The sequence below is a fragment of the Micrococcus sp. H39-S4 genome, from assembly GCF_027158145.1.
Lineage (GTDB): Bacteria > Actinomycetota > Actinomycetes > Actinomycetales > Micrococcaceae > Micrococcus > Micrococcus luteus.
In genome coordinates, this window is the sequence record NZ_JAPVLT010000003.1 from 18,199 (window position 1) to 40,617 (window position 22,419).

The following is a 22,419-nucleotide window of genomic DNA, read 5'->3' on the forward strand; positions in this document are numbered from 1 at the left end:
TCGAATAGGGGCCGCCGGGGCGCGCTCCCCGCGTCGGCATCACGTGGGCCCGCTCGCTCCCGAGGGGCGCCACGGGGGAGGATGGTGGGGCCATGCCCGAGCCACGCACCGCCTCCGCGTCCCCGCCGACCGCCGTCGTCGCCCTGCCCGCCGACGTGTGGCGGGCCCACGCGCGGGCGCACCGCGAGCGCATCGCCCGACGCACGGACCCGCTGGTGGCCCTGCGGATGCGCGGTGAGAAGCACCCGGTGCAGGACTTCCTCTTCGGCTACTACACGCACTCCCCCGCCGCGCTGCAGCGCTGGCACCCCGGGCCGGGGGTCCTCCTCGCGGACGACGACGGCGCCGCGGCCCGCGCCGAGGCGGCCGAGCTGGGCACGACCCCACGGGGCGAGTGGAAGCACTACCGGCGCGTCGAGGCCGGTGAGGTGGCGGGCGCCGTCGTCGACGGCCGCCCGGTGGGCGGCTGGCTGGTGGACGTGGCGGCGGTGCTGGCCGACCGCGCGTCGGGGGTGGCGTTCACGCGGGACCTGCTCGCGCGCACGGCGGAGCGGACGCCGCGCCTGGGCTGCTTCGGGCTGCACGAGTGGGCGATGGCATACCGCTCGGACGTGCACGGGGTGCGGCACTCCCAGCTGCCGCTGCGGCTCGGGGCCGAGGGGACGGACGCGGTGGTGGAGGGCTCGCGGATCCGGTGCACGCACTTCGACGCGTTCCGGTTCTTCGCGCCCGAGGCCCGCGACCGCAACGAGGGCGACGACGGCGTCCTGCCCACGCGCGCCGGGATGCGGGAGATGGAGCAGCCCGGCTGCCTGCACGCGGGGATGGACCTGTACAAGTGGGCGTACAAGCTGGTGCCGGTGGTCGACTCGGACCTGCTCGCGGACTGCTTCGACCTCGCGTGGGACATCCGCAGGCTGGACATGGAGGCCTCGCCGTACGACCTGACCGGGGTGGACGACCTCTCCGACGGGCGCGGCGGCTACGCGGCCGTGCGGATCGAGGAGCCGGCCGGGCGTGCCGAGTACGCGCGGCGACAGCGCGAGTTCGCCGCGCGGGGCCAGGCGCTGCGGGTGCGGCTGCTGGCGGTGCTGGACGCAGCCGCGGGGGCGGCCCCCGGGACCGGGCCGGCCGCCGAGTGGACTTCCAGCGCACGTCCATGATTAGGATGGCCGCTCTACAGGCTGTGAGGCGCATCACTCGCGTCATCCGGTGACCGCCCCGGCCCTCTCCGCACCGAACGACTCGAGGACCTGACGTGACCAGAACCGTTCCAGCTCGCCGCCGCACCACGCTCGCCGCCGCCGTCGCGGCCGTCTCGCTCGCCGTCACGGCCGCCGCCCCCGCGCTCTCCGCGCCCGGCAACGGCAACGGCAACGGCAACGGGTCCGCATCGCAGGGTCAGGCCCGCTCCAACGACCTCTCCGCCACGCGGGGCAACAAGGTCAACGACGCCGCCGCGCTCGCGCCGCACCTCGTGGGCCAGACGCTGGACTGGGAGGCCTGCGACTTCGGCAGCGAGCGCCTCAACGCCCGGTTCAACGCGATCCCCGGCACCGCGTGCGCCGACGTCACGGTGCCGCGGGACTGGAAGAACCCCGAGGACGGCCACACCATCACCCTGCGCGTGGCCAAGACCGAGACCTCGAAGGGCAACCCGGAGCGCCAGGGCATCGCACTGGTGAACCCCGGCGGCCCGGGCGGCTCCGGCCTGCCCTGGGGCCCCGCCATGGCCGAGCGCGCCCCGGAGCTCGCCGAGCAGTACGACTTCATCGGCTTCGACCCCCGCGGCGTGGGCCAGTCCACCGCCCTGGAGTGCACCTACACGCCGAACCCCGAGCACGACGTGTGGCAGGACACGAAGGCCCAGGTCGACGCGTGCCTCGAGAACGAGCTCACCCCGTACATCACCACCGAGCAGACCGTGTACGACATGGACTTCATCCGCGCCGTCCTGGGCGAGGAGAAGACCTCCTACATCGGCTACTCGTACGGCACCTGGCTGGGCAGCTGGTACCAGCGCGTCTTCCCCCAGCACACGCACCGGTTCCTGCTGGACTCCGCCGTGGACATCTCCCGCGACGGGCTCCAGACCACCTGGGACCTGCAGCCGCGCTCCCGCGACCGCCAGTTCCAGGACGCGATGCTCCCCTACGTGGCCCGGCACGACGAGATCTTCGACCTCGGGGACGACCCGATGCAGATCCGGGAGCGCTGGGAGGACGTGGGCGGCACCCGCACCCAGCTCGGCATGATCGTCGCCGGCTCGTTCCTGCTGCCGGCCATGTACGACACGTCCCAGTACCTCGACGCCGGGTCCGTCATCGCCGCCTACATCCGCATCATGGAGTCCGAGGCCGCGGCCACGGACCCCGCGGGGCAGCGCACCCAGATCGAGCGCATCCTGGCCGAGGCCCGTGCGTCGCTGCCGGCCGAGGAGCGTGACTCCTTCGACCGCTTCGCCGCCCGCGGCCTGGAGACCGTGGGCGAGCGCGAGCAGCTCGTCGCCGCCACCCAGGCCGGAGACGCCGTCACCTTCGAGGGCGCGTTCTCGGCGATCCGGTGCCAGGACGGCCAGTGGAACACCTCGCAGGGCTACTGGACCTCGTGGGTGGACGACCTCGGCCGCAAGGCCCCGTGGATCGGTGTGCTGATGGGCCCGTCGGAGTGCATGTACTGGCCCGCCCAGACCTCCATGCCCTCCCAGCCCGGCGGCAAGGGCGCCCCGAACACCGTGATCGTGCAGTCCGAGCTGGACGCGGCGACCCCGTACGAGGGCGGCCACCGTGCCGCCGGCGTGCTGCGCAACACGTCCCTCATCTCCGTGGACAACGAGGGCACCCACGGCCTGTTCCCGTACGGCACCGAGTGCGTGGACACGCCCATCCGTGACTACTTCCTGACCGGCGCCCAGCCGGCCGAGAAGTCACTGTGCGACGCCGTCCCGCTGCCGCTCGAGACCCAGCCGGTCCAGGTGGCCGGGGCCCCGACGCACAAGGGCGACATCAAGATCTCGATGCGCACCGATGCCGTGCGCGAGGCCAACCGCATCACCCACGACGCGATCGAGCGTCAGCTGATCGACTCCCGCGCGGTGACCCCGGACATCGAGGCCTTCCTGGAGGACTGACGGCCCGGGCACCCGGAACCCGGTCCGCCCCCGACGGCCCGGCGACTCCCCCGCGGAGACGCCGGGCCGTCGTCACGCCCCGGGGCGGCCCTGCAACGCTGGTTGGGTTGTCGCGGGTGCCGCCGCCCCACACCCCCGATAACTCAACCCGCGATGGGCAGCCGGAGGGGTGGCGTCGACGCCGAGGCCGATAGCCTCGCGCCATGATCCTGCACATCACCCTCCCGGAGGACTGGGCCGCCGCGCGTCGCACCGGCCGCTACACGGCGTCGACGCGCGGCGCCTCGATCGACGACGTCGGCTTCCTCCACGCCTCCGACGACGCCGCCCAGGTGGGAATGGTCGGCGCGGCGATCTACCCAGACCGGCCCGACGCGTTCGTCGTCGGCCTGGACGAGGACGAACTGGCGGGGGCCGGCCTGCGGGTGCGGCGCGAGCCGGGAGACCCCTCCGATCCCCACTCGGCCGAGTTCCCGCACGTCTATCCGGACGAGGCCGTCTCCGGGCACATCCCGTGCTCGATGCTCACCCCCGTGACCGACCCACGGGCGGACGCCCGCGTGCACCGCGAAGACTCGGCCGAGGCCGCCGCGCTGCTCGACGCCGGGTGGAGCGTGCGCTCCCGCTCCTGGGGCGCGCGCCTCCACCTCGACGACGACGCCGACCTGGCGCCCTACCGTGGCCACATCGCGGCGGCCGAAGCGCGGGGAATCGAGGTGCGGAGACTGACCGCCGTCGACCTGCCTGCCCTGCGCGCCCTCGACGAGGAAGCGGCTCCCCGATTCCCGCACACCGACGGCTCCCGTCACGAGCCGCTGCCGGACGACCTCGAGGCCCGACTGTCCACCCCAGAGGGGCTCGCCGTGGGGGCCTTCGAGGGAGGCGTGCTCATCGGATTCACCCTGACGTTCCGCTCCCCTGCCCGGTAGGAGGTCGACCGCACCGCGGTCGCGGCCGAGCACGAGAACCGTGGCGTGGCGAAGGCCGTCAAGGCGGCGACCGTCCTGGCGACCCATGCCCGCGGTGGGCGCGAGTGGGGAACCGGCGGCGCCGAGTCCAACGCGGCGTCCCTGCGGATGAACGCGGCCCTCGGGTTCCGTCTCGAGCCTGCCTGGCTCGGGCTGACCCCGCCCACGACGTGGGAGGAGTTCGCGCGGGCCCCGGAGTCAAGCTCCCTTGACGACAAGGTCACTTGACTGTCAAGCTTGCTTCACAACGTCCGGTCGGACGGCCCCCACAGAGCCTCCGAGGCGGGCCGGGCCACCGGCCCAGGGCATCGACCACAGGAGGGCCCCATGACCACGAACCACTCCCGCCACACCACCGCCGCCGCGGACGGCCCGGGCACCCGGTACCCGGTCCGCCCCGACGGCCCGGCGACTCCCCCGCGGAGACGCCGGGCCGTCGTGGGGTCGGCTCAGCCGTCGAGGATGCAGAACTCGTTGCCCTCGGGGTCGGCGAGGACGGCCCAGCCGAGGTCGACGCGGCGGTCGTCGACCATCGCGGCGCCGAGGGCGAGCGCCCGCTCGATCTCGGCGTCGCGCGTCGAGCCGGCGGCCGCGCGCAGGTCCATGTGGGCGCGGTTCTTCACGCGCTTGGCGTCCGGGACGCGGAAGAAGAGGACGACCTGCCCGTCAGGGCCGACGAGTGAGCACTCGTCCGACCCCGGGCGGTAGAGGTGAGGCTCGTCGACCTCCCAGCCGAGCAGCGCGCGCCAGAACTCGGCGATGGCGTGGGGGTCCAGCGCGTCCCACGTGGTGTGAGAGAGACGGAGGGACATGGCGGCTCCTCAGGAACGGGCCGGGGCGGGCGGGGACGACTCCACGCGAGCCAAGGGCGCGGCACCCCGGGCAAGGCGGGTTGACTTGTCACGGGTATTCACCGCCCAGACCCGCGACAAGTCAACCCGCGTTGGCCGGACGGGCGGACGGACGGCGGAGGGCCGGGTCACCCGCGGATGTGTCGCATCACGAGCCGCGGGATCGCGCTGCGCGGGCTGATGCTGCACCACGCGACGGGCTCGCCGTCCGAGTACCGACGACGCCGGGCGCAGGCTCCCCCGCAGCGAGCGCCCGCATGGTGTCCTCGCGGGGGTCGCCGGGCGCGTGCCTCTGCGGCGCTGAGAGCCGGGGGGACAGGCACCAGCAGTGCGTGGCGCGGCGGTTCGGGTTGACGACGTGCGCGAAGTCGTCGAAGCGGTCGGCGGTGAGCGGGTGCACCTCGAAGGCCATGCGGCCAGCATCGTGGGCGGCGGTGGAGGCGTCCATGGCGAGGCCCAGCTCCGCCGCCGCCCTGTCGGGCCACCGTCAAGCAGACTTGACGTCAAACTCTCTTTACTGTCAAGCTTGCTTCACACGACGGGGACAAACCCCGGCCCCGCCCCGGAGGGACCGCCATGGCCACCACGCCGCACACCACCACCGACCTCGCCCGCGACCGCCGCCCCCGCTGGGGCCGCTCCGCCCGTCTGGGCGGCGGGTCCGGGCGACTGATCCTCGTCAGCCTCGTGGCCGGCGTCGTCATCGCCCTGCTGATCGGGGCCGCGTCCTACGGTCTGGCCTCGAGCCAGGGCGACGCCGGTCCCCGCTTCCCGGCGGTCACGGGCGCGGTCATGGCGGCGTCGGCGCTCCCGGTCGGCGCAGCCCTCGCCTGGCTGTTCCTCGTGGACCGCACCACCCTGCGCGGCGCCGTCCGGGACACCGAGGAGACCATCGAAGGCCGGTGGCTCGAGAAGGCGCAGTCCGGCGCGTTCGGCGACCTGCTCGTGGTGCTGGGCCTGGGCACGTTCGTCGTCGCCCTGGCGGGGTGGCAGCCCAGCCTCCCCCTCGTGGGCGCCGGGCTGCTCCTCTTCGCGGGCGCCTCGGTGGCCGTCCGCTACGCGCTCCAGAAGCGCCGGGGCTGAGCCGTGGAGAACACCATCCCCGACGAGCGTGCCCGCCTCGGCTGGTCGCAGCAGCGGCTCGCCGACGAGCTCGGCGTCTCCCGGCAGACCGTCATCTCCCTCGAGAAGGGCCGCTACGACCCCTCGCTCCCGCTCGCCTTCCGCCTCGCGGCCGTGTTCGGGCGGCGGATCGAGGACCTGTTCACCCCGGACGGCAACGCGGGTTGAGTTGTCGCGGGTCCAGGCGCCCAGCACCCGTGACAAGTCAACCCGCGTTGGGCCCGGGGCGGCGTGGGGCATGAGAGGCTGGGGCCATGGATCGAGAGCTGCGCACCCCTCCGGAGCTGGAGGGCGTGGACTGGCACGACGACGCCCCGCGTCGCCCCCGCCCGATCGTCACCCTGGTGGCGTGGATCGCCATCCTGGGTCTGGTCCTCAGCGTGGGCGCCGGGATCTTCTCCGCCTTCTGACGCGGCAGCGCCGGCCGCCGTCCGACGCGCCGCCCCGGCCTCAGCGCACGTCGCCGTCCACGTAGCGCCAGACCCCGTCCTCACGGCGGAACCGGCTGACCTCATGGAGTCGGAACCGCCCCTCGGCCCCCGTGCCGACGGCCACGAACTCCACGGTCCCGGCGTCCTGGAACGGCCCGCCGTCCCGCACGTCCAGCACCGCCAGGCGGGTGAACCGCGGCGCCTGTTCCCCCGCGGCCGGCAGCAGCTCGGCCGCGGTGGGCCGGTGCTCGGGAACCCAGGTCGCGGCGAGGTAGTCGGCCATCGCCTGCGCCTCTGCCGGCCCGGCCTCGCCCAGCCGCGCGAACGCCGTGTACCGGGAGCGCATGAGCGCCTCGGCGGTGGGCGCGGTCAGGGCGCCGTCCCGGGCGAAACGCGCGTGCAGGCGACCGCAGCACGCCGCGAGCCCGGCTCCGGACCCGCAGGGGCAGGGCTCGGGGCGGGTCACCGGCGCGGGCGTCCGGTCGCGCGACGCCGGGCGGAGCGGGCCTTGATGCGGCGCACTCCCGTCAGCACGACGCCGGCCGCCGCGGCGAGCAGCGCGGGGCCGAGCGGGCTGATCGGCCGGCGTCGGCCGAGCGGGGACACACGGGTCTGCTGAGGTCTCATGCCGCCAGGCTACGCCGGGCCGGCTGCCGCGTGCCGCCCCCATCACACCCACGATTCCGCGTCCGGGCGGCCGAGTAGACTGGACGGGCAAGCACGCGGAGCGCCCCGGGCCGGGCGTGAGACGGCATCACACCCTCCTGCTCCGCGGCATCGTCCCGCACCCAGGAGCGTGTTCATGCCCATCATCGTCGTCGACGTCATGCCCAAGCCCGAGATCCTCGATCCGCAGGGCAAGGCGATCAACGGGGCCCTGCCCCGCCTCGGCTTCACCGAGTTCAGCCAGGTCCGCCAGGGCAAGCGCTTCGAGCTCACCGTGGAGGGCGAGGTCACCGACGAGATCCTCGCCCAGGCGCGCACGGCCGCCGAGGAGATGCTGTCCAACCCCGTCATCGAGGACGTCGTGAACGTGGCCGTCCTGGACGAGGCCGAGGGCGCCCGATGACCGAGCTCCCCCTCATCGGCGACTACTCGACGCCGACGACGCCGCTCAGCGGCGCGCGCATCGGCGTCATCACCTTCCCCGGCACCCTGGACGACGTGGACGCGCTGCGCGCCGTCCGCCTCGCCGGCGCCGAGCCCGTCTCCCTGTGGCACGCCGACGCGGACCCGCAGCGGACGCTCGCCGGCGTGGACGCCGTCGTGATCCCGGGCGGCTTCTCCTACGGCGACTACCTGCGCGCCGGCGCGATCGCGCGCTTCGCCCCCATGATGGACGCGGTGGCGACGGCGGCCGGCGGCCCCGAGGGCGACGCGGACGGCCTGCCGGTGCTCGGCATCTGCAACGGCTTCCAGATCCTCACCGAGTCGCATCTGCTGCCGGGTTCGATGGTCAAGAACGACCACCTGCACTTCATCTGCCGCGACCAGGAGCTGGTCGTGGAGAGCACGGACACCGTGTGGACCCGCGACTTCGAGCAGGGCCAGACCATCACCGTGCCCCTGAAGAACCAGGACGGCCAGTACGTGGCGGACGAGACGACCCTCGACGCCCTCGAGGCCGAGGGCCGCGTGGTGTTCCGCTATCAGGGCTGGAACCCGAACGGCTCGCGCCGGGACATCGCGGGCATCGCGAACCCGGCCGGCAACGTCGTCGGTCTGATGCCGCACCCGGAGCACGCCGTGGAGCCGGGCTTCGGCCCGGACACCGCCGCCGGCCCCCGCTCCGGCGTGGACGGCCTCGGCTTCTTCACCTCCGTCCTGACCACCCTCGCCAGCCGTGGAGGCCATGCATGAGCCAGCAGTTCAACATCGAGACGGTCGCGGACGCCCAGGCGACGCCGGACGTCGAGCAGCCCTGGGCCGAGCTGGGCCTGAAGGAGAACGAGTACGCCGAGATCAAGAAGATCCTCGGCCGCCGACCCACCGCCGCCGAGCTGGCCATGTACTCGGTCATGTGGTCCGAGCACTGCTCGTACAAGTCCTCGAAGGTGCACCTGCGCCAGTTCGGCGAGAAGCTCACCGACGAGATGAAGCAGCACATGATGGTGGGCATCGGCGAGAACGCCGGCGTGACCGACCTCGGTGACGGCTGGGCCGTGACGTTCAAGGTCGAGTCCCACAACTCGCCCTCCTACGTGGAGCCCTATCAGGGCGCGGCCACGGGCATCGGCGGCATCGTGCGCGACATCATCTCCATGGGCGCCCGCCCGGTGGCCGTGATGGACCCGCTGCGCTTCGGCGCGATCGACCACCCGGACACCGCCCGCGTGTTCCACGGCGTGGTGGCCGGCATCGGCGGCTACGGCAACTCCCTGGGCCTGCCGAACATCGGCGGCGAGACCCGCTTCGACCCGATCTACCAGGGCAACCCGCTCGTCAACGCCCTCGCCGTGGGCGTGCTCAAGCACGAGGACCTGCGTCTGGCCAACGCCTCCGGCGTGGGCAACAAGGTAGTTCTGTTCGGCGCCCGCACCGGCGGTGACGGGATCGGCGGCGCCTCCGTGCTGGCCTCCGAGTCCTTCGACGGCGACGGCAAGCCCGCCAAGCGCCCCTCGGTGCAGGTCGGCGACCCCTTCTCCGAGAAGGTGCTCATCGAGTGCTGCCTCGAGCTGTTCCGCGACTCCCTCGTCGAGGGCATCCAGGACCTCGGCGCCGCCGGCATCTCCTGCGCCACCTCCGAGCTCGCCTCCAACGGCGAGGGCGGCATGCGCGTGGAGCTGACCGACGTGCTGCTGCGCGACTCCACGCTGACCCCGGGCGAGATCCTCATGTCCGAGTCGCAGGAGCGCATGATGGCCGTGGTGACGCCGGAGAACGTCGCCGCGTTCGAGGCCGTCATGGCAAAGTGGGACGTCGAGTACTCCTGGCTGGGCGAGGTCACCGGCGACGGCCGCCTGATCATCACCTGGGACGGCGAGGTCATCGTCGACGTGGACCCGCGCACCGTGGCCCACGACGGCCCGGTCTACGAGCGCCCGTACGCGCGTCCGGCCTGGCAGGACGAGCTCCAGGCGGACACGTTCCGCTCCTCCGAGGCCGGTCAGGACCTGCCCGCCACGGGCGAGGAGCTGCGCGCCGCCGTCGTGGAGCTGATGAGCTCCCCGAACCTGGCGGACACCTCTTGGATCACCCGCCAGTACGACCGCTACGTCCGCGGCAACACCGCCCTGGCGGCCCCGGACGACGCGGGTGTGGTGCGCGTGGACGAGGAGACCGGCATAGGCGTGGCCCTGGCCACGGACTGCAACGACCGGTTCACCTACCTGGACCCGTACACGGGCGCGCAGGCCTCCCTGGCCGAGGCGTACCGCAACGTCACCACCGCCGGGGCCGTGCCCCTGGCCGTCTCCGACTGCCTGAACTTCGGCTCCCCCGAGGACCCGGACGTGATGTGGCAGTTCGCGGAGGCCGTGCGCGGCCTGGCGGACGGCTGCCAGACCCTCGGCATCCCGGTGACCGGCGGCAACGTGTCCCTGTACAACCAGACGGGCAGCACCCCGATCCACCCCACCCCCACGGTGGCGGTGCTCGGCCAGCTCGACGACGTCCTGCGCCGCACCCCGTCCGGCTTCGCCCCGGACGCGGACGGCCAGGCGATCTACCTGCTGGGCGAGACCGCGGACGAGCTGGACGGCTCCGAGTTCGCGCGCCTGCGCGGCCACCTCGGCGGCCTGCCCCCGAAGGTCGACCTGAAGAAGGAGCGCCTGCTCGGCGAGCTGCTGGTCAACATGTCCCGGGACGGCATGATCGACGCCGCCCACGACGTCTCCGGCGGCGGCCTCGCGGCCACCCTGTCCGAGATGGTGCTGCGCTTCGGCGTGGGCGCCCGCGTGGTGCTGGACGAGGTGCTGCGCCGCGCCGGCGTGGACCTGTTCACCGCACTGTTCTCCGAGACGCAGGCGCGCGCCGTCGTGGCCGTGCCCCGCACCGAGGAGGTCCGGTTCACGGACATGACCACGGCCCGCGGCTACGCGGCCGTGCGCATCGGCGTGGTGGACGCCGACTCCGCGGCCCTCGAGGTCCAGGACGCCTTCACCCTGCCGATCGCGGAGCTGCGCGAGGCCTGGGAGGCCACCCTGCCGAAGCACTTCGGCTGACCCCGTGGGCCCACGGGCCCCGGCACGACGACGGCCGCTCACCTCCGGGGTGGGCGGCCGTCGTCGTGGGGCGGGACGGCGGGGACGAACGCCGCCGACCCTCGCACGGCCGTGCGCCTCAACCGTTGACGCGGCGGGCTCCGGTGACCAGAGTGATCCCAGGACAGCGCGCCAGCGCGCCGCCCGGCCCGTCCAAGAGGGTCGGCGCGGTCCCGACACACGAAGGAGACCACCCATGCGCCTCATCACCCTGGGCCTCGGCGCCGCACTCGGCTACCTGCTCGGCTCCGCCGAGGGCCGCAAGAACCTCGAGAAGATGACCCAGAACGCCCAGAAGCTCTGGAACGACCCCAAGACCCAGGAGAAGGTCGGCCAGGTCCAGGAGACCGCCCAGCAGAAGTTCGCTGAGGTGAAGAAGTCCGATCCGGTGCAGAAGGCCACGACGAAGGTGGAGGATGCCATGCAGGGCAACGACAAGAAGAACGACGCCCGCGAAGATCGCGTGACCGAGTCCAACAACGACAACGTCACCTCGGCGGCCCGCCACGGTGCCGAGCCGGACACCATCTCGGACCCGTCCACCCCGCTGGGTGACGAGGGTCCGCTGACGCGCTGACCCGCGCAGACACGGCGGCCCGCCTCCCCGCGGGGAGGCGGGCCGCCGTCGTCGTGGGCCGGATCAGCCGTCCTGCTTCAGGACCTCGTCGGCCGGCGGGGCCTGCACCGGATCCACCCCGCCCATCTCGGAGAGGGTCACCACGGCCTTCGTGCCGGCGGACTCGGTCTCCACGGTGAGCAGGCGGCCGTCCTCCTTGGACACCGTGAACGCGGTCAGCGCCACGCCCTCCTGCGGGCCCGAGACGGGCTCGTCCAGCACGTAGCGGATCGCGTCCTGACCGCTGCGGCGGATGCCGTCCGCGTCCGCCTCGACGTCGTCCAGGCCGCCCGACTCCGGCAGGGAGCCCAGCAGCGAGCTCACCATCGCGCCCATGCCGGTGGCGCGGGGATCGCTCTCGTACGGGGTGGCGGTCCAGCGCTCCACATACGCGGGGCGGTCCTCGCCGCTCGCGCCGGCGCGCTCCACCGTGAATCGGGAGTACGCGGTGCCATCCACGATCCGGGACTCGTCCCGGGTGATCAGACCGTCGTCCTGGTACACGGACACGTACCGCATGGACGAGCCGTCCACGGGACCGGAGATGTCCACCGAGTCCGGGACCGCGCGGCCGTTGCTCGGGGCCTCGGACCGCAGCTCGGTGACCATGCGGACGGAGTCGGCCTCCTCGAGCTGGGTGCGGGCGCGGTCCCAGGCGCCGGGGGCGTCGTCGCCCGAGGCGCAGCCGGTCAGCAGCAGGGCGGCCGCCCCGACGGCGGCGAGGGACAGGCCGCGGCGGGTGCGGCGGGTCTGGGTCTGGCGCTGCCTCACTCGGCCACCTCCTCCGGCGCCTCGGCCGGCTCGATCTGGTTCCAGTCGCTCAGGGCGTACTGCTGGGTGGCCCGGCCGTCGTCGACGGTGAGCGCGACCAGCTCGCCGTCGTCGTCCACCGTGAAGGAGTGCACCCGGGTGGCGTCGCCCTCGGCCATCGCCGCGTCGGCGACCTCCTCGGGCACGGCATAGCGGTAGGCCGTGCCGCCGTCCCAGTCGACCTCCTCGGCGCGCACCTCGGCGCCATCGAGGGCGTCCGCCGCGGGGAAGCCCACCTGGTCGAGGAGGGACTTCAGGGGCGGCTCCTGCCCCTCACCGGCCGAGACACGGCGCCACTGCGGGTCGGCGTACATCAGCTGGACGTCGTCCGGGACGTCGGACCCGTCCACCTCGACCCGCACGAACACGTCCTCGCCGACCTGGCGGGACTCCATGGTGATGTGCGAGTCCCGGCCGACCTGCATGACGCCCTTCGACTCGGCGTCACCGCCGTCGAGCCGACCGGCGATGTCCCAGCGGACCGACTGCGGGCCCTGACGGCCCGTGGTGTAGGCGGTCTCGAGTCGGACGGTCTCGGCCTCGTCCACCTGGGTGCGGGCCTGATGCCAGGCCTCCCCCACCGACTGCGGCTCGGATCCGCACCCGGCCAAGGCCAGGGCGCCCACGACGCCGAGCCCGGCCGCGCGGACGGCACGTCTGCGCTGCATGTTCTCCTCCTGGGGCTGCTGCCGGCCGAGGCAGGGCGCCGCGGCCACTGGCGTCACCCTACCGGCGGCGCAGGGCGAAGGATGCGCCGTGGTGGTTCTGCGGCAGGTGGTCGCCGCGGCCGAAGAGCTTGTGGCGCAGCGTGCCGTCCGTGTACGCGGTCTTGTAGCGGCCGAGCTTCTGCAACTCCGGCACCACGAACTCCACGATGTCCTCGAAGGTGCCCGGGGTGATGTGGTAGGCGAGGTTGAAGCCGTCCACGTCGGTCTCGTCGGCCCACTCGACGAGCTGGCGGGCCGCGGACTCGCCGCCGCCCACGATCACGGGGCCGAAGCCGCCGATGCCCACCCACTCGGCGAGCTTGCGCACGGTCCACTCCTCGTCCGTCCCGGAGGCCTTCTGGAAGGTCTCCACGGTGGACTGGATGGCGTTCGACTTCACGTCCCCGATCGGCTCGTCCAGGTCGTACTGGGACAGGTCGATGCCCATCCAGCCGGACATGAGCACGAGGCCGCCCAGCGGGTCCACGTACTGCGCCAGGTCGTCGTACTTGGCCCGCGCGTCCTCGTCGGTGGCCCCGGTGACGATCGTCTGCATCGCGAAGATCTTCACGTCGTACGGGTCACGGCCGGCGTCCACCAGGGCCTGGCGGATCTTCTTCACGGTGGCGGCCGCCAGCTCCTTCGTGGGGGAGTTGATGAACACGGCCTCGGCGTGCTTGCCGGCGAAGGCGCGGCCGCGTGTCGAGGCGCCGGCCTGGTAGATCACGGGGGTGCGCTGCACGGACGGCTCGGTGACGGCGTGGCCGGGGACCTTGAACCACGTGCCCTCGTGGGCGATGTCGTGGACCTTGGCCGGGTCCGCGAACACGCCGGACTCCTTGTCGTAGACGACGGCGTCGTCCTCCCACGAGCCCTCGAGGAGCTTGTAGACGACGTCGAGGTACTCGTCGGCGTGCTCGTAGCGCTCGTCGTGCTCCATCTGGTCGTCCTGGCCCATGTTCTGGGCAGCGGAGGGCAGGTAGCCGGTGACCACGTTCCAACCCACGCGGCCGCCCGTGAGGTGGTCGAGCGTGGCGAGGCGGCGGGCGAACGGGTAGGGGTGCTCGTAGGCGGTGCCGGCGGTGACGCCGAAGCCGAGGTGCTCGGTGACCGCGGCCATCGCGGAGACGAGCAGGAACGGGTCGTTCACGGGGGTCTGCGCGCCGGTCCTGATGGCGGCCTCGGAGGTGCCGCCGTACACGGAGTACGGGCCGAGGACGTCGGCGATGAACAGGCCGTCGAACAGGCCCTTCTCCAGCGTCTGCGCCAGGTGCGTCCAGTAGCCCAGGGTGTTGTAGTCGCGGGCGTGGTCGTCGGGGTGACGCCAGAGCCCCGGGGACTGGTGGGCGACGCAGTTCATGTCGAATGCGTTGAAGAGGATCTCGCGGTGCTCGTCCGGGCGGGTGGGTGCTCCGGCCCCGGCGTTCTCGGCGGTGCTCATGGGTCTCCTTTCCAGGGCCGCCCGGTCGCAGGGGCGCGGCCGGGCGGGCGACGGTCCCGCACCATGCAACGCCGACGCGGCCGGCGGTGGAAGTGGGTCCGGCCCAGGGGTTCATGACGGCCCCGCCGGGCCCGGCCACGCGTCCGGCGCCCGGTTCGTGACATGCCCCGACCATGACGGAGGACACGTCCGCGGGCGGCGGCCCTGTTGCGGCCCAGTGGCACCCCAGCGCTGAGCCAGAGAAATCTGCTGCCTCCACCCTGCAGAGACGACCGAAACGTCTGGCTCGGCGCTGGGCTCGGGCCGTGACGGCCGGCCGGGCCAGGACCGGCGGCGCCCCCGGTGTGACGCCCGTGTGACCCTCCGGCGCCGGCGGCCGGGCGACCGCGCGGCCGACCGGGCCCGCGGTGGTCTACTGGCATCCGTATCCGTCCGACACCGACGACGAAGCGACGATGGGAGCCCTCCATGAGCGTGCACGCGCCTTCCCGTGCCACCGCCTCCACCCCGGTCCGGGACGAGGACCGCCACAGCCTCGACGTCGTCTTCCGCGGCGTCGGGCGCACGTTCCCCACCGCGGACGGACCACGCGTCGTCCTGCGCGACGTGGACCTGACCGTGGCGCCCGGCGAGGTGCTCGCCGTGATCGGCGCCTCCGGCTGCGGCAAGTCCACGCTGCTGCGCGCCGTGGCCGGCCTGGACCCGGACTTCGACGGAGAGCTGCTGATCGACGGCTCGCCCGTGCGACCCTACGACGAGCGCACCGCCGTCGGCTTCCAGGAGCCGCGCCTGCTGCCCTGGCGCACCCTGCGCCGCAACGTGGAACTCGGCCTGCCCCGGGAGCTGGACCGCGCCGCGGGCCGGGACCGCGTGCAGGAGCTGCTCGAGCTCGTGGGCCTCGCGCCCTTCGCGGAGCACCGCCCCCGGGAGGTCTCCGGCGGCATGGCCCAGCGGGCCTCGCTCGCCCGCGCCCTGGCGCGCCGCCCCGGCGTGCTGCTGCTCGACGAGCCCTTCGGCGCCCTCGACGCCCTGACGCGCCTGAAGATGCAGGACCTGCTGCTGGACGTGCACGCCGCCACCGGCACCACCGTCCTGCTCATCACCCATGACGTGGAGGAGGCCCTGCAGCTCGCCGACCGCGTGCTGCTGCTCGCCCGTGACGTCCCCGCGCCCGACGGCGGGGCCCGCCCCGGAGCGACCGTGGGGCGGATCGTGGACGTGCCGGGGGCCCGTCCCCGCGACCGCGCGGACGCCCGCCTGGCCCGGCTGCGCGCCGAGCTCCTCGAGGGCCTCGGCGTCGAGAGCCACGCCCGATGAGCGGCGCCGGCTCCGCACGCCTGACCCGTCGCACGGCGCTCGGCCTGCTGGCCGCGTCCCTGCCCCTGGGCCTGAGCGGATGCGTCCTGCAGGGTGAGGCGACGACCGGGCCGGTGAACGGTCCGGACACGCTGAGCATCGACTACGCCACCTACAACCCGCTCTCCCTCGTGATCCGCCACCAGGGATGGCTGGAGGAGACGCTCGCGCCCCGCGGCGTCCGGGTGAACTGGGTGTTCTCCGCCGGCTCCAACAAGGCCAACGAGCTCCTGCGCTCGAACTCCGTGGACATCGGGTCGACGGCCGGCTCGGCCGCGCTGCTGAACCGGGCCAACGGAGCGCCCACGCGCATCGTGGGCGTCGCCTCGCGGCCGGAGTGGTCCGCGCTCATGGTCCCGCCCGGCTCGGACATCACGGACGTCGCCCAGCTCGCGGGCCGCACGGTGGCCGCCACGCGCGGGACGGACCCGTACTTCTTCGCCGTGCAGGCGCTCGAGGCCGCCGGGGTGGACCCGGCCGACGTCGAGATCCAGAACCTGCAGCACGCCGACGGCCGCGCCGCCCTCGCCGGCGGATCGGTGGCCGCGTGGTCCGGGCTCGACCCGATCATGGCCAAGGCCGAGGCCGAGGGCGCCCGCTTCCTGTACCGGGACCTCGCCCTGAACACGTTCTCCGTCCTCAACGCCACGGAGTCCTTCCTCGAGGCGGACCCGGAGACGGCCCAGACCGTCCTGGACACGTACGAACGCGCCCGCGCCTGGGCGCTCGAGCACCCGGACGAGACCGTCGGGATCCTGGCCGAGGCCGCGAAGATCTCTCCCGACGTCGCCCGCACCGTGATCCTCGAACGCACCAACGCGGACGTCAGCCCCGTGCCGGGCCAGGAGCTGCTCGACGCCCTGACGGGGGTCGGACGGATCCTGGTCGGCACCGGGTCCGTCGACTACCAGCACCAGGTGGACGCCGCCCTGGCGAGCATCCTGGACACCCGTTTCGCCGAGGAGGCCATCCGATGAGCACCGCCCTGACCACCCCCGCCGCGACGACGGGCCCCGAGGCGCGCGAGCGGTCGGGTCACGACGACGGCGACACAGGGGCGCGCCGACGGCAGCGGCCCCGGGTGCTGGACCGGCCCGGCGCCCGGGCGGTGGTGGGGCTGGCCGCGCCCGCCGTCCTCCTGGTGCTGTGGTGGGCGGTGACGGCCGCCGGGCTGCTCTCCGCGGTGCAGCTGCCCTCCCCCGGCGCGGTGCTCAGCGCCGGCGTCAACCTGCTGGAGCGGGGCGACCTGTGGCTGCACGTGGGGATCTCCACCCAGCGCGTGCTGCTGGGCTTCCTGCTCGGGGCCGCGCTCGGGCTGGCCGTGGGGTCCGCGCTCGGGCTGTCCCGGTGGGCGGACGCGCTGTTCGCCCCGCTGATCGGGGCGCTGCGCGCGGTGCCCTCGCTGGCCTGGGTGCCGCTGCTGATCCTCTGGATGCAGATCGGCGAGGAGTCCAAGGTCACCCTCATCGCGATCGGCGCGTTCTTCCCGGTGTTCACCACCGTCTACGCCGCCCTGCGCCACGTGGACCCGCACCTGGTGGAGGCCGGACGGGCCTTCGGCTACCACGGGCTGTCCCTGCTGCGGACGGTGCAGCTGCCCGCCGTGGTGCCGGCCGTGTTCTCCGGCCTGCGGCTGGCCCTGGCCCAGGCCTGGCTGTTCCTGGTGGCCGCGGAGCTGATCGCCTCCTCGATGGGCCTGGGCTTCCTGCTCACCGACTCGCAGAACAACGGACGCACGGACCGCCTGATCCTGGCGATCATCCTGCTCGCCGTGCTCGGCAAGCTCACCGACTGGCTGCTCGGCCTGCTGGAGCGCCGGGCCCTGCGCCGCTGGGCCTGAGCCCGGCACGTCCGGCCGCCCGGTCGTCGGGTCAGTCCCCCTCGGGGACCTCGCCGGCCGACGTGTAGGCGGTCGGCGGGGTGCCGTTCACGAGCCAGTCGCCGGCCATGCGCACCTTGTACGCCGCCGGGTCGTGGGTGGCGAGGGTGCGGGCGTTACGCCAGTGCCGGTCGAGCCGCAGCGTGGCCGACGTCGCCGACGCGCCGAGCGTGTCGAAGATGCGGGTGCACACCTCGAGGACGGCCTCCGGCACCACGGCCTGGGCCCGGTACGCGGCGGCCATCGCCTCGGCGGACGCCGCCACGACGTCGGCCTCCGCCGGGCCGGCCCCGTCGGCGCCGTCCTCCCCCTCGTCGAGCAGACGCCCGATCTCGCGCACCATCAGCTCGGCCGCGGCCTGCCGCCCGGCCAGCTGCCCCATGATCTCGAGGAGCTGCGGGTCGTCCTTGGGCAGCGCGGCCGTGCCGGTGTTGAAGGTGCGGCGCCGCTGCCGCAGCAGCTGCGTGCCCTCCGTGAGCGCCGCCCGGCCTATCCCGGCCTGCAGCGCCAGCAGGGTCGCCTCCATGAGCACGGGCACCGGCCCGTCCTGCCGCGGCACCTCGAGCAGCTCCTCGGCCGCGGCGTCGTCGAGCACCACGGACCCGGTGGCGGTCAGGCGCTGGCCGAAGCCGTCCCAGTCGTCCTTGATGCCCACGCGCGGCTGACGCACGCGCACGACGGCGACGGCCCGGTCCGGCTCGCGGACCGCGCCCCCGGCCCGCTTCGAGTTCCGGCGCGAGACGAGGTCCGCCCCCTCGATGCCCACGGTCGCGGCGGTCCACGTGGCGAACGCCGAGCCGGTCGCGTAGTACTTCTGCCCCCGCACGACCCAGGTGCCGCCCTCGTCCCGGCTGGCCAGGGTGGCGGCACGGCCCGGTGCGGCCCCGCCGGCGCGTTCGGCCAGGGCGGAGCCGGCCCAGTCCCCGTCGACGATGTGCCGCAGCCACCGCTCCCGGCGGGCGGGCGCCTGGTCCATGGCCGTGGCGATGAACACGAGGTGGGAGCGCCAGACGTGCGCGGTGTTCACGTCCCGGGCGGCCAGGTCCATGAGCAGGCGCAGCACGGTCTCGCTGCCGCCGCCCTCGCCGCCCGCGTCCACGGGGACGCCGACCTTGCCGAACCCGGCGGCCTGCAGCTCCCCGAGCGCGGCGAACGGCAGGTGCCGGCCCGCCTCGCGGGCCCGCTCGCCGTGGGCGACGGAGTCGAAGGCGTCGGCGTACCGGGCGGCGAGGGTGGCGTAGGTGGTCATGGACCTACTCTGACACGTGCGGGCGGCCCGGCGGCCGGGGCGCCCCGGCCGTGGGACGGGGTCCACACCGGCCGCCGTCGCCGTGGCCCGCGCCAGGCGCCCGCGGGGGTCCGGCGGGCCGAGCATGACCGCCGGTGACGACGGCGGGCGCGGCGCCGTCGTCGGCGTCCCTACCCTGGTCGGACCCGCCGACCAGGAGGAACCGCCGCCCATGACGCCCACCGAGGACCCCGCCCGCCCCGACCCGGCCGAGGAGGGCGCCTCCGGGGCCGTCCGCGGACCGAACGACGGCGTGCCCGCCGCGGCCCTCGCGACGCTGCCCGGCCCCCTCCCGCAGGCGCTCGTCGACGCCGCCGACCCGGACGTCCACCCCGGCCGCCCGGCGGACCGGCTGCACGGCGGGCGCGGCGACGGCCGCCCGGTGGCCGAGTCGGACCGGCTCGCGTTCTGGGAGGCGGCCGGCCGACGTCTGAGCTGGGAGCGGCCCTTCACCCGGACGCGCTCCCTCACCGCCCCGGACCCGGCCGCCGAGCGCGGCCCGGAGATCCGCTGGTACGAGGACGGCACCCTGAACGTGGCCGTGAACTGCGTGGACCGGCACGTGGCGGCGGGGCGCGGGGAGAAGGTCGCCCTGTACTTCGAGGGCGAGCCCGGCGACCGCCGCGCCGTCACCTACGCGCAGCTGCAGCGCGAGGTCGCCCAGGCCGCGAACGCCCTCGAGGAGCTGGGCATCGAGGCGGGCGACCGCGTCGTCGTGTACCTGCCCGTGCTCGTGGAGACGATCGTCATCACGCTGGCGTGCGCGCGGATCGGCGCCGTGCACTCGCTCGTGTTCGGCGGGTTCTCGGCGGAGGCGCTGCGGTTCCGCGTCGAGGACACGGGCGCCAAGCTGCTCGTCACCACCGACGGCCAGTTCCGCCGCGGTGCCGCCGTCCCCGTGAAGGCCAACGCGGACGAGGCCGTGTCCGGGGACAACGCGATCGAGCACGTCCTCGTCCTGGACCGCACGGGCCACCGGGACATCCCGTGGACCGAGGGCCGGGACCTGTGGTGGCACGACGTCGTGGACCGCCAGCCGGACACCCACACCCCGCGCGCCTTCGACGCGGAGCACCCGCTGTTCATCATGTACACCTCCGGCACCACGGGACAGCCCAAGGGGCTCGTGCACACCTCCGGCGGGTACCTCGCCGCGGCCTCGTGGACGCACGACTTCCTGTTCTCCCACCCGGACCCGGCACGGCGCGACGACGACGTCCACTGGTGCACCGCGGACCTGGCCTGGGTCACCGCGCACACCTACGAGATCTACGGTCCACTCTCGAACGGGGTCACGCAGGTGATCTACGAGGGCGTGCCGAACGCCCCGCACCCGGGCCGGCACTTCGAGGTGATCGAGCGCTACCGGGTGACGAGCTACTACACGGCGCCCACCCTGATCCGCTCGCTCAAGGGCTGGCATCCGGACGGGATCCCGGCGCACGCGGACGGCGGCCCGGACCTGTCCTCGATCCGCCTGATCGGCACCGTGGGCGAGTCCGTGAACCCGGAGGCCTGGACGTGGGCGCGGACCCAGATCGGCCGGGACACCCCGGACCTGCCGATGGTGGACACGTGGTGGCAGTCCGAGACGGGCGCCACCGTGCTCTCCCCGCGCCCCACGGACACGGCCTTCAAGCCGGGCTGCGGCTCCCGGCCCCTGCCGGGGGTGGACGTGGCCGTGGTCGACGACGACGGCGCCCCCACGCCCGAGGGCCTGCAGGGCCGGATCGTGGTCACCCGCACCTCGCCGGCGATGGCGCGGACCGTGTGGCGGAACCCGGCCCGCTACTTCCACTCGTACTGGGAGGACTACGCGGACCAGGGCGAGGCGGGCTGGTTCCTCGCCGGCGACGGCGCCAAGCGGGACGAGGACGGCGACGTCTGGATCCTCGGGCGCGTGGACGACGTCATCAACATCTCCGGGCACCGGCTGAGCACCATCGAGATCGAGTCCGCCCTCGTGGCGCACCCGGAGGTGATCGAGGCGGGGGTGTGCCCCGTGCCGCACGAGACCACCGGGCATGCCGCCGTCGCCTTCGTCGTGGCGCACGAGAGCTGGCTGGCCGGCGACGACGGCCCCGGCGCCTCCGCCGCCGACCGCGCCGAGGAGCTGCGGCGGCACGTGGGGCGGGTGATCGGGCCGGTGGCCAAGCCCGCCGAGGTGGTCTTCGTCCCCGACGTGCCCAAGACCCGTTCGGGCAAGATCATGCGGCGGCTGCTGACGCAGCTGCACCAGGGCACCGCGCTCGGGGACACCACGAGCCTGCAGAACGAGCCGTGCGTCGGGCAGATCGCCGAGGTGCTCCGGGCCGGTCGCCGCGCTCAGGACGCCGGCACCGGCGCCGTCCGCAGCGCCAGCTCGGCCAGCACCTGAGCGGCCCGCGGCACCACGGCGTCGTCGAACACGGCCTGCGGGGAGTGGTTGACCGGGGCCTCGTCCGGGTCCACGCCCTCCGGGACCGCCCCGAGCAGGACGTAGGCGCCGGGCACCCGCTGGAGGACCTCGGAGAAGTCCTCGCTGCCGGGCTCGGGCTCGGGCAGCTCCCGGTAGGCGTCGGCCCCGTACAGGTCCTCCACGGTCCGGCGGACGAAAGCCACTGCGTCCGGATCGTTGGCCGTCACCGGGAACGCGCAGTCCGTCCGGACCTGCGCGCTCATGCCGTGCGCCGCGGCGATCCCGTGCACCATGCGCTCCACGGCCGAGAGCAGCCGGGTTCGGGAGGGCGCGGAGAAGGTCCGCAGGGTGAGGGCGAGGGTGGCGCTGTCCGGGATGATGTTGGCCGCCGTGCCCGCGCTCAGGTGCCCGACGGTCGCGACCACCGGGTCGAAGGCGTCGAACTGCCGGGTGACCACGGACTGCAGCGCCAGCACCATCTCGGCGGCCACGGGCACCGGATCCTGGGCCAGGTGCGGCACCGAGCCGTGCCCGCCTCGACCGTGCACCGTCACCACCAGGTCGTCGCAGCCGGCCTGGATCGCCCCCGGGCGGCTGAGCAGGACGCCGCGCGGGTACGTGCCCGAGGAGACATGGATCGCGTAGGCGGCGTCCACCGGTCGCCCGGCCGCCTCCAGCAGCCCCTCCTGGATCATGTGCAGGGCGCCGCCGCCGGTCTCCTCCCCGGGCTGGAACATGGCCACCACGTCGGCGGCGAGCTCCCCGCGACGGCGCACCAGCCACGCCAGGGCGCCGTAGAGGCCGGCGGTGTGCAGGTCGTGGCCGCAGGCGTGCATGGTGCCCGGCACGGAGGGGGCGTACTCCAGCCCGGTCTCCTCCGTGACGGGCAGGGCGTCCATGTCCCCCCGCAGCAGCACGACCGGCCGCCGGGCCCCCTCCGGCAGCGGGGCCCCGCCGCGCAGCACCACGACGACGGAGCTCAGCGCCCGGCCCACGCTCGTCTCCAGCGCGGGGCGGCCGGTGGCGGCATCCTCCCCCGCCTCGGCGCGCAGGGCCTCGAGCCGCTCGAGGACGGCGGCCTGGGTGCGGGGCAGGTGCAGGTCCAGCTCCGGATGCCCGTGGAGGCGGCGGCGGAAGGCGATCGCCTCGCGGGCGATGTCCTCCGGCAGGTCCGGGGCGAGGGCGTTCGCGGGCGGGGTGGGGGCGGTGCGGTCCATCAG

The 22,419-nt window shown here is 74.1% G+C and carries 24 protein-coding genes; 15 read left to right on the forward strand and 9 right to left on the reverse strand.

Features of this window, described 5'->3' with window-relative positions:
- Positions 1–92: 92 nt before the first annotated feature.
- The 4 genes from O3T09_RS03885 (at position 93) to O3T09_RS03900 (ending at position 4,326) form a co-directional block, all read left to right on the forward strand.
- Complete coding sequence (locus O3T09_RS03885; RefSeq protein ID WP_101965631.1) at positions 93–1,163, forward strand: 3-methyladenine DNA glycosylase; 1,071 nt, start codon at positions 93–95, stop codon at positions 1,161–1,163.
- A gap of 95 nt (positions 1,164–1,258) precedes the next feature.
- A complete protein-coding gene (locus tag O3T09_RS03890; protein WP_269295398.1) occupies positions 1,259–3,130 on the forward strand; it encodes an alpha/beta hydrolase in 1,872 nt (623 codons plus the stop codon).
- 203 nt (positions 3,131–3,333) lie between these two features.
- On the forward strand, positions 3,334–4,059 hold the full coding sequence (locus O3T09_RS03895; protein WP_020621447.1) for a DUF952 domain-containing protein: 726 nt from the start codon (positions 3,334–3,336) through the stop codon (positions 4,057–4,059).
- A gap of 45 nt (positions 4,060–4,104) precedes the next feature.
- Positions 4,105–4,326, forward strand: coding sequence for a hypothetical protein (locus O3T09_RS03900; protein WP_020621446.1), 222 nt, complete (start codon positions 4,105–4,107; stop codon positions 4,324–4,326).
- Between the two features lie 221 nt (positions 4,327–4,547).
- Here O3T09_RS03900 and O3T09_RS03905 read toward each other — a convergent pair whose 3' ends face one another.
- A complete protein-coding gene (locus tag O3T09_RS03905; protein WP_020621445.1) occupies positions 4,548–4,910 on the reverse strand; it encodes a VOC family protein in 363 nt (120 codons plus the stop codon).
- A 187-nt stretch (positions 4,911–5,097) separates the two neighbouring features.
- Positions 5,098–5,397, reverse strand: coding sequence for a hypothetical protein (locus O3T09_RS03910; protein ID WP_051049981.1), 300 nt, complete (start codon positions 5,395–5,397; stop codon positions 5,098–5,100).
- A 128-nt stretch (positions 5,398–5,525) separates the two neighbouring features.
- On the opposite strand from O3T09_RS03910, the gene O3T09_RS03915 reads away from it, so the two are divergent.
- From O3T09_RS03915 to O3T09_RS03925, 3 genes are all read left to right on the forward strand, one after another.
- Positions 5,526–6,032: a hypothetical protein gene (locus tag O3T09_RS03915; RefSeq protein ID WP_020621444.1), complete on the forward strand. Its 507-nt coding sequence runs from the start codon at positions 5,526–5,528 to the stop codon at positions 6,030–6,032.
- Positions 6,033–6,035: 3 nt separating this feature from the next.
- On the forward strand, positions 6,036–6,239 hold the full coding sequence (locus O3T09_RS03920) for a helix-turn-helix transcriptional regulator (RefSeq protein ID WP_002856639.1): 204 nt from the start codon (positions 6,036–6,038) through the stop codon (positions 6,237–6,239).
- A gap of 86 nt (positions 6,240–6,325) precedes the next feature.
- A complete protein-coding gene (locus tag O3T09_RS03925) occupies positions 6,326–6,481 on the forward strand; it encodes a hypothetical protein (RefSeq protein ID WP_010079551.1) in 156 nt (51 codons plus the stop codon).
- A 40-nt stretch (positions 6,482–6,521) separates the two neighbouring features.
- On the opposite strand, the gene O3T09_RS03930 is transcribed toward O3T09_RS03925, so the two are convergent.
- Both O3T09_RS03930 and O3T09_RS03935 read right to left on the reverse strand, forming a co-directional pair.
- Positions 6,522–6,968 carry a YchJ family protein gene (locus tag O3T09_RS03930; RefSeq protein WP_020621443.1) on the reverse strand — a complete coding sequence of 149 codons (447 nt, stop codon included), beginning with the start codon at positions 6,966–6,968 and terminating at the stop codon, positions 6,522–6,524.
- Positions 6,965–7,129, reverse strand: a complete 165-nt coding sequence (locus O3T09_RS03935; protein WP_155395521.1) for a hypothetical protein — start codon at positions 7,127–7,129, stop codon at positions 6,965–6,967. Before O3T09_RS03935 ends, O3T09_RS03930 begins: the two co-directional genes overlap by 4 nt.
- A 175-nt stretch (positions 7,130–7,304) precedes the next feature.
- Here O3T09_RS03935 and purS point away from each other — a divergent pair, with 175 nt between their 5' ends.
- The 4 genes from purS to O3T09_RS03955 all read left to right on the forward strand — a co-directional run bounded on the left by purS (position 7,305) and on the right by O3T09_RS03955 (position 11,281).
- Positions 7,305–7,571, forward strand: coding sequence for a phosphoribosylformylglycinamidine synthase subunit PurS (gene purS, locus O3T09_RS03940; protein ID WP_002856633.1), 267 nt, complete (start codon positions 7,305–7,307; stop codon positions 7,569–7,571).
- A complete protein-coding gene (gene purQ, locus O3T09_RS03945) occupies positions 7,568–8,362 on the forward strand; it encodes a phosphoribosylformylglycinamidine synthase subunit PurQ (protein WP_020621441.1) in 795 nt (264 codons plus the stop codon). The genes purS and purQ overlap by 4 nt, the downstream gene beginning before the upstream one ends.
- Positions 8,359–10,665, forward strand: a complete 2,307-nt coding sequence (gene purL, locus O3T09_RS03950) for a phosphoribosylformylglycinamidine synthase subunit PurL (protein ID WP_041103643.1) — start codon at positions 8,359–8,361, stop codon at positions 10,663–10,665. Before purQ ends, purL begins: the two co-directional genes overlap by 4 nt.
- A 235-nt stretch (positions 10,666–10,900) precedes the next feature.
- Entirely contained in the window at positions 10,901–11,281 is a 381-nt protein-coding gene (locus O3T09_RS03955) for a YtxH domain-containing protein (protein ID WP_069941509.1), read from the forward strand.
- 63 nt (positions 11,282–11,344) lie between these two features.
- Here the strand turns inward: O3T09_RS03955 and O3T09_RS03960 are convergent, their stop codons facing one another.
- From O3T09_RS03960 to O3T09_RS03970, 3 genes are read right to left on the reverse strand one after another with little or no spacing between them, the layout of a single operon-like run.
- Positions 11,345–12,091 carry a hypothetical protein gene (locus tag O3T09_RS03960; protein WP_069941510.1) on the reverse strand — a complete coding sequence of 249 codons (747 nt, stop codon included), beginning with the start codon at positions 12,089–12,091 and terminating at the stop codon, positions 11,345–11,347.
- Positions 12,088–12,798, reverse strand: coding sequence for a Tat (twin-arginine translocation) pathway signal sequence (locus O3T09_RS03965; RefSeq protein WP_223247498.1), 711 nt, complete (start codon positions 12,796–12,798; stop codon positions 12,088–12,090). Before O3T09_RS03965 ends, O3T09_RS03960 begins: the two co-directional genes overlap by 4 nt.
- A 58-nt stretch (positions 12,799–12,856) precedes the next feature.
- A complete protein-coding gene (locus tag O3T09_RS03970) occupies positions 12,857–14,278 on the reverse strand; it encodes an LLM class flavin-dependent oxidoreductase (RefSeq protein WP_069941512.1) in 1,422 nt (473 codons plus the stop codon).
- 468 nt (positions 14,279–14,746) lie between these two features.
- Between O3T09_RS03970 and O3T09_RS03975 the strand changes: the two genes are divergently transcribed.
- Genes O3T09_RS03975 through O3T09_RS03985 form a run of 3 tightly spaced genes read left to right on the forward strand, consistent with a single transcriptional unit; the run spans position 14,747 to position 17,474 of the window.
- A complete protein-coding gene (locus O3T09_RS03975) occupies positions 14,747–15,595 on the forward strand; it encodes an ABC transporter ATP-binding protein (protein WP_020621435.1) in 849 nt (282 codons plus the stop codon).
- Positions 15,592–16,611 (forward strand): aliphatic sulfonate ABC transporter substrate-binding protein, encoded by a 1,020-nt coding sequence (locus O3T09_RS03980; RefSeq protein ID WP_020621434.1) that lies wholly within the window; start codon positions 15,592–15,594, stop codon positions 16,609–16,611. The genes O3T09_RS03975 and O3T09_RS03980 overlap by 4 nt, the downstream gene beginning before the upstream one ends.
- Positions 16,608–17,474, forward strand: coding sequence for an ABC transporter permease (locus O3T09_RS03985; protein ID WP_020621433.1), 867 nt, complete (start codon positions 16,608–16,610; stop codon positions 17,472–17,474). The genes O3T09_RS03980 and O3T09_RS03985 overlap by 4 nt, the downstream gene beginning before the upstream one ends.
- A 31-nt stretch (positions 17,475–17,505) precedes the next feature.
- On the opposite strand, the gene O3T09_RS03990 is transcribed toward O3T09_RS03985, so the two are convergent.
- Positions 17,506–18,762 (reverse strand): acyl-CoA dehydrogenase, encoded by a 1,257-nt coding sequence (locus O3T09_RS03990; RefSeq protein ID WP_020621432.1) that lies wholly within the window; start codon positions 18,760–18,762, stop codon positions 17,506–17,508.
- A 211-nt stretch (positions 18,763–18,973) separates the two neighbouring features.
- Between O3T09_RS03990 and acs the strand changes: the two genes are divergently transcribed.
- Positions 18,974–21,178 carry an acetate--CoA ligase gene (gene acs / locus O3T09_RS03995; RefSeq protein ID WP_269295412.1) on the forward strand — a complete coding sequence of 735 codons (2,205 nt, stop codon included), beginning with the start codon at positions 18,974–18,976 and terminating at the stop codon, positions 21,176–21,178.
- On the opposite strand, the gene O3T09_RS04000 is transcribed toward acs, so the two are convergent.
- Entirely contained in the window at positions 21,127–22,416 is a 1,290-nt protein-coding gene (locus O3T09_RS04000) for a M20 metallopeptidase family protein (RefSeq protein ID WP_269295399.1), read from the reverse strand. The two genes, acs and O3T09_RS04000, sit on opposite strands and share 52 nt — an antisense overlap.
- Positions 22,417–22,419 lie beyond the last annotated feature (3 nt).